This is a genomic window from Pseudonocardia bannensis (assembly GCF_012911875.1).
Lineage (GTDB): Bacteria > Actinomycetota > Actinomycetes > Mycobacteriales > Pseudonocardiaceae > Pseudonocardia > Pseudonocardia bannensis.
The window spans coordinates 1-5,729 of sequence record NZ_JAAXKZ010000201.1 but is presented as its reverse complement, the minus strand read 5'-3'; the positions used below and the strand labels follow the sequence as shown (position 1 = coordinate 5,729).

General features: G+C 70.7%; 4 protein-coding genes. All 4 read right to left on the bottom strand.

All coding sequences use genetic code 11. The annotated features are described in order from the left end of the window. Nucleotides 1-1,378, bottom strand: a 1,378-nt coding sequence (hmgA, locus tag HF519_RS29035; protein ID WP_169416166.1) for a homogentisate 1,2-dioxygenase, incomplete at its 3' end; no start/stop codon positions are given. Between the two features lie 191 nt (nucleotides 1,379-1,569). Further along, complete coding sequence (locus HF519_RS29030) at nucleotides 1,570-2,202, bottom strand: MBL fold metallo-hydrolase (protein ID WP_169416165.1); 633 nt, start codon at nucleotides 2,200-2,202, stop codon at nucleotides 1,570-1,572. A 260-nt stretch (nucleotides 2,203-2,462) separates the two neighbouring features. Next, the gene (locus HF519_RS29025) at nucleotides 2,463-3,701 is read right to left on the bottom strand and encodes an FAD-dependent monooxygenase (protein WP_169416164.1); all 1,239 of its coding nucleotides are present in this window, start codon (nucleotides 3,699-3,701) and stop codon (nucleotides 2,463-2,465) included. Next, nucleotides 3,698-5,581, bottom strand: a complete 1,884-nt coding sequence (locus tag HF519_RS29020; protein WP_312860420.1) for an ABC transporter ATP-binding protein — start codon at nucleotides 5,579-5,581, stop codon at nucleotides 3,698-3,700. Before HF519_RS29020 ends, HF519_RS29025 begins: the two co-directional genes overlap by 4 nt. Nucleotides 5,582-5,729 lie beyond the last annotated feature (148 nt).

Here is a 5,729-nt window from a genome sequence, read left to right as displayed (position 1 = left end):
ACCCGCGCGAGCTTCGGTGCGAGCTCTCGGAACAGCAGGCTCGACGCGGCCGTGATGCGCACATGGAAGTCGTCTCCCATCGCGACCCCCTGGGCCAGAATGGGGTTGATCGCCAGCCCGCCGTCGGCACGATCGTCCAGCGACTCTCGAACATGAAGGCGAGCGTGTCATCCACCCTCTGCGGGGCCAGCTCGACGGAGCTGGCCCGGGCGTAGGTCTCGGCGTCCGGACCGTGCGAGGCGAACGTGTTGTGCAGGCTCGCACCGCCGGGCACGAACCCCTCGGCCTTGGCGTCGTAGACGCCGTGCACCAGGCCCATGAACTCGCTCATGACGTTGCGGTGGAACCACGGCGGGCGGAAGGTGTCCTCCCCGACGAGCCATCGCGGCGGGAAGATCACGAAGTCGGCGTTCGCCAGCCCGGGGGTGTCGGTCGGCGAGGTCAGCACCGTGAAGATCGACGGGTCCGGATGGTCGAAGCTGATCGTCCCGATCGTCATGAACCGGGCCAGGTCGTAGGCGTAGGGCGCGTAGGTGCCGTGCCAGGCCACGACGTCGAGCGGCGAGTGGTCGTAGTCGGCGGCCCACAGGTTGCCGCCGAACTTCTGCACGACCTGCACCGGCTCGTCGCGGTCCTCGTAGGCCGCGACCGGGTACCGGAAGTCGCGCTCGTTCGCCAGCCCGTTGGCCCCGATCGGACCGCGCTCGGGCAACGTGAACGGAGCCCCGTAGTTCTCGCAGACGTAGCCGCGAGTGCTCCCGTCGAGCAGCTCGACCCGGAACCGGATGCCGCGCGGGACCACCGCGATCTCGCCGGGCCCCACCTGGAGCCGGCCGAGCTCGGTGTCCAGCAGCAGCCGGCCCTGCTGGGGCACGAGGAGCAGCTCGCCGTCGGCGTCGACGAGGTAGCGGTCGGTCATGGACCGGTTCGCGCGGTACCAGTGCACGCCGATGCCGGCGTGGGTCATCGCGTCTCCGTTGCCCCCGACGGTGAACAGCCCGTCGACGAAGTCGCACGGCTGGTCGGGGATCGGGCACGCGTTCCACCGCAACCGGTTGGGGTCCGGCTCGACCTCGGTGAACGGTGCGGTCCGCAGATCGCCGTTCCCGATGCGCCGGAACGGCGGGTGCGCCGCGGAGGGCCGGATCCGGTAGACCCAGGAGCGGGCGTTGGCCCCGCGCGGGCGGGTGAACGCCGTGCCGCTGATCTGCTCGGCGTAGAGGCCGAGCGGGGCGCGCTGCGGGGAGTTCCGGCCGACCGGCAGCGCCCCGGCGACGGCCTCGGTGGCGTGATGGTTGCCGAACCCGGTGAGGTGATCGAGTGCCGCCGGGGCGTCGATCCTGGTCCGGGTTGCCGTCACCGCCGTCGTCTCGCTCATCGGTGCTCCGTCGCAAGCCGAAGTGATCGCGAATGATGCGATCGTTCGTAGCATCCGCATCAACCCCGGTCAACGCCCGCGACCGATCCCCCCGAGCACCCCCCACGGCCCCGCTGATCAAGGGCGAAAGGGGGCTTGTTGATCTTCACGGGCCCCCTTCTGCCCTTGATCAGCGGCGGTGGGGGCGGGCGTCAGGATGGGCCGACGGCGATCCAGTCGGCGAGGTGCGGAGCCTCGTCGCCGATCGTGGTCTCCTCACCGTGGCCGGGCAGGACGCGCGTCTCGGCGGGCAGCGCCAGCACCCGCTCCTCCAGCGACCGCAGGAGCGTCGGGAAGCGGCTCAGGCTCCAGTCCGTGGGGCCCGGTCCGCCCTTGAGCAGGGTGTCGCCGGTGAACACGGCCCCCAACGCGGCGACATACAGGCACACCGACCCGTCGGAGTGCCCTGGTGTGTGCAGCACGCGGACGTCGACGTGGGCCACCCGCAGCACCTCGCCGTGCGGCAGTTCCCCGTCGGGTGCGTGGTCCGGGTGCACCCGCTCCCAGATCACCTGGTCGGCGGCGTTGAGCAGGATGGGCCCACCCACCGAGTCGGCCACCGCCGGGGCCTGGTCGACGTGGTAACGGTGACCGTGCGTACACGCGATCGCGAACAGGCGCCGGTCCCCGATGGCCTCCTTGATCGCATCGCCGTCGTGCGCCGCGTCGACGACCAGCACCTGCTCGTCGTCGCCCATCAGCCAGATGTTGTTCTCGATCGTCACCGGCTCGTCGTTGATCTCGACGGTGCGGGAGGTGACGACCCGGTCGACGCGCGGGAGCATCAGCCGACCGGATTCGGGTGGACGGCGGGAGCGCCAACGAGCACGGGTCTCCTCCTTCGACGGCCCCGGGCGAGCCCGTGGGTCTGACGGGCGGGGGTCGGCTGCTCGCGAGGGCCCCCGGTCCAGGGCGGGCGTCCCGGCCCGAACGCGCCCGGGTACCCCGCGCTGCCGTGCTCATGCGGAGCGGGTCGGAGGATCCACGCGAACACGCGTCGAGCCGGCGGCGGAGGCGACCCGGGTCGGTTGCGGGTCGATCCCGGTCAGGACGTCCGCAGAGCGGGCATCCGCGAACGCGGGGCCCATCGCTCGCCACGGCGGTGGGCCAGGACCCACCGCTCGCCGGTGTTCGCGGCACGACGGATCCGGCGTAGTACCGCGTTCTGGGTGGCGCGGTAAATCTGGTACCGCCACGGCGCCTGGTAGCCGGAACGCCCGCCCATCGCGTAGGAGAAGTCCACGGCGTCGCGGCCGTCGGCGTAGCGGTCGACGTTCTCGAACCAGGCCTTGCTCGAGCGCGCCGACGCCGACACCCGCCGCAGCGACTCACGGGTCCGCTCGTCGTAGGTCTTCAACGCCAGGTCCAGGTCCTCGTGCTGACGGAGACAGTGGGACAGCGCCATCGCGTCCATCATCGCCAGCCGGGTGCCCGACCCGATCGTGAAGTGCGTGGTGTGGGCGGCGTCGCCCATGAGCACGGTGTTCTCGTGGCGCCAGGTCTCGTTGCTGACCTCGACGAAACGCAGCCACCGGGCCGACTGACCGCGGGACTGACTGATCAGCGAGTGCCCGTCCAGCGCCTTGGCGAAGATGGTCTCCAGCTGCCGGATGCCGTCGGAGTCACTGCAACTGTCGAGTCCCAACGCGTGCCACGTCTGCTCGGTGCACTCGACGATGCAGGTACTGATCTCGCGGCTCGACGGATAGGCGTGGAACCAGATCCAGCCGGCCGGAGTCTCCTCGAAGGCGAAGATGAAGCTGTCGAAGACCTTGTCGGTGCCGAGCCAGATGTAGGGGTTGCCGCCCACCTTCACCTGGGATCCGAACTGCGCACTGTGCATCTGGCGGACGCGGCTGTTCGCCCCGTCGCCCGCGACGACCAGATCGGCGCCGGCGATGGCCGAGAAGTCGGCGGGCGTCACGATCTCCCGATCGTGCTCGACGACGACGCCCAGCTCACGCGCCCGCCACGTGAGCACGTCGAGGAGGGCGGCGCGGGTGGTGCTGTAGCCGTAGCCACCGAAGTAGGCCGTGTCGGTGCTGCGCATCCGTATCTCCTGGTCCTGCCACAGGACGGACGCGGCCCGCAGCTCCCGGGCGCTCTCCATGTCGTTGTCGTACAACATGTCCAGCAGGTCGTCCCAGTAGACGACGCCCAGGCCGTACGTCGCTCCTTCCGGATCGCGCTCGATGACGGTGATCTCGTGGCCGGCGTCGCACAGTTTCGCCAGGATGGCGAAGTACAGCGTGGCCGGGCCGCCGCCGACGCAGACGATCCTCATGACACAACACCTTCCGGTCGAGGGGACGGGCCGCCGGGCAGCGGCTTTCGGGGTCGGGCGCCGTTCGGCACTTGGTGGAGCCGATAGAGGTGGGCGTAGCCGTCACCGGCCGCGAGCAGTTCCTCGTGGGTGCCGGCCTCGGTGATCCGGCCGTGCTGGAGGTGCAGGATCTGATCCGCGTCGGTGACGGTGAGCAGGTTGTGCGAGATGACGATGGTCGTGCGCCCTACCATCAGCCGGCGCATCGGCGCGAGGATGCGCCGGCTCGCCTCGGCGTCCAGGCTGGTCGTGGGCTCGTCGAGCAGCAGGATGGGGGCGTCACGAATCATCGCGCGGGCGATCGCGACGCGTTGGCGCTGCCCTCCGGACAGCAGCCGTCCGCGCTGTCCGACGCGGGTGTCGTAGCCGTAGGGGAGCGCCCGGATGAACGCGTCGGCGTCGGCCGCCCGGGCCGCCTCGACGACCGTGTCGTGGTCGGCGTCCGGGCGTCCGGCGAGGATGTTCTCCGCGACGGTGCCGTCGAGCAGCAGCGTCTCCTGCAGGACGACCGCGATGTTGGCGCGCAGCTGCGCGGGGTCGAGCTCCCGCAGGTCGTGCCCGTCCAGCGTGATCCGCCCCTGGGCAGGGTCGTAGAACCGCAGGAGGAGCTTGGTGAGGGTGGTCTTCCCGGCTCCGCTGGCCCCCACCAGGGCGGTGATGGTGCCGGGCGGGGCGCTGAAGCCGACGTCGGTGAGGACGTCCATGGGCGTCTCGGGGTAGCGGAAGGAGACGTGCTCGAGCTCCAGGCGGCCACGGGCCCGGCCCAGATCGACCGGCACCTCGGGAGCGGTGATGGTGGGTCGCTGGTCGAGCAGCTCGATGATCCGCTCCGCTCCCGCGGCCGCGGCGAAGATCGAGTTGGACAGCTGTGCGAGGTTGCGCACCGGGCTGTAGAGCTGGGCGATGTAGGCGAGGAACACCAGCAGCCCGCCGAGGGTGATGTTGCCTGCGGTCAGCTCCCAGATGCCGACGCCGACGATGGCCAGCACCCCGGCCACCTCGAGGAGTTCGACCAGGGGCCCGAACATCGCCCCGATCCGGGCGGCGGCGAGTTCCGCGCCGACACTGCCCGCGCTCTGCGCCGTGAACCGGGAGTTCTCGGCGTCCTCGCGGCCATAGGCCTGGATGAGCAGGGCGTTGCCCAGGCTCTCCTCGGCCACCACGCCGATCGATCCGCCGCGCCGCCCCGCCTCGCGGGACGCGGCCTTGATCCGCCGGGAGAAGACACGCGCGGCGAACCAGAAGCCGGGCACCGCGATCAGGGACACCAGTGCGAGCCGCCAGTCCAGGTAGAACAGCAGCGCGCCGAACAGCAGGACCTGGACCACCGCGGACAGCAGTTGCGCGACACCGCCCAGCATCAGGGTCTCGATCGCCCCGATGTCGCCGACCAGCCGGCTCAGGATGTCCCCGAGGCGGCGACGGTCGAAGAATCCGATGGACAGCGTGTGCAGGTGGGCGAACACCCGGGTGCGCAACCGGTGGACGAACTGCTCCCCGATCCACGTCGCCAGGTACTGGTCGACGAAGCCGAGCGCTCCGCCGAGCAGCGTGATGCCGACGTACACCGCCGCCACGGCCGGGAACAGCGAGAAGTCCCGTGGCGTCAGCACGTCGTCGACCAGGACCTTGAGCATCCAGGTGCCGGCCGCGGTCAGCAGCGGCACGACGAACACGAACAGCAGGCTGAGCGCGATCCAGGGCCGGAGCGGCCGGACATCGGGCCAGAACCGCCGGAAGATGGCCCGGATCTCCTTCGCCGGTGCGAGATCCACCAGGCCGTCGTCGCTCGGCTCCGCCGGGCGCAGCATCGACCGCACCACGTCCCACAAGACGCTCACCTCCCTTTCCCAGGCGCGGGCGGTGGCCCCCACCCCCTGTCCGGGAACGGGAGCCACCGCTCATCACTGCTGAAGCGTGGGTCCGCGAGACTCGTGCTGGGTCAGTCCTAATGCTTGCCCCACCAGCCCCAGCGCCGGTGGCCCCACC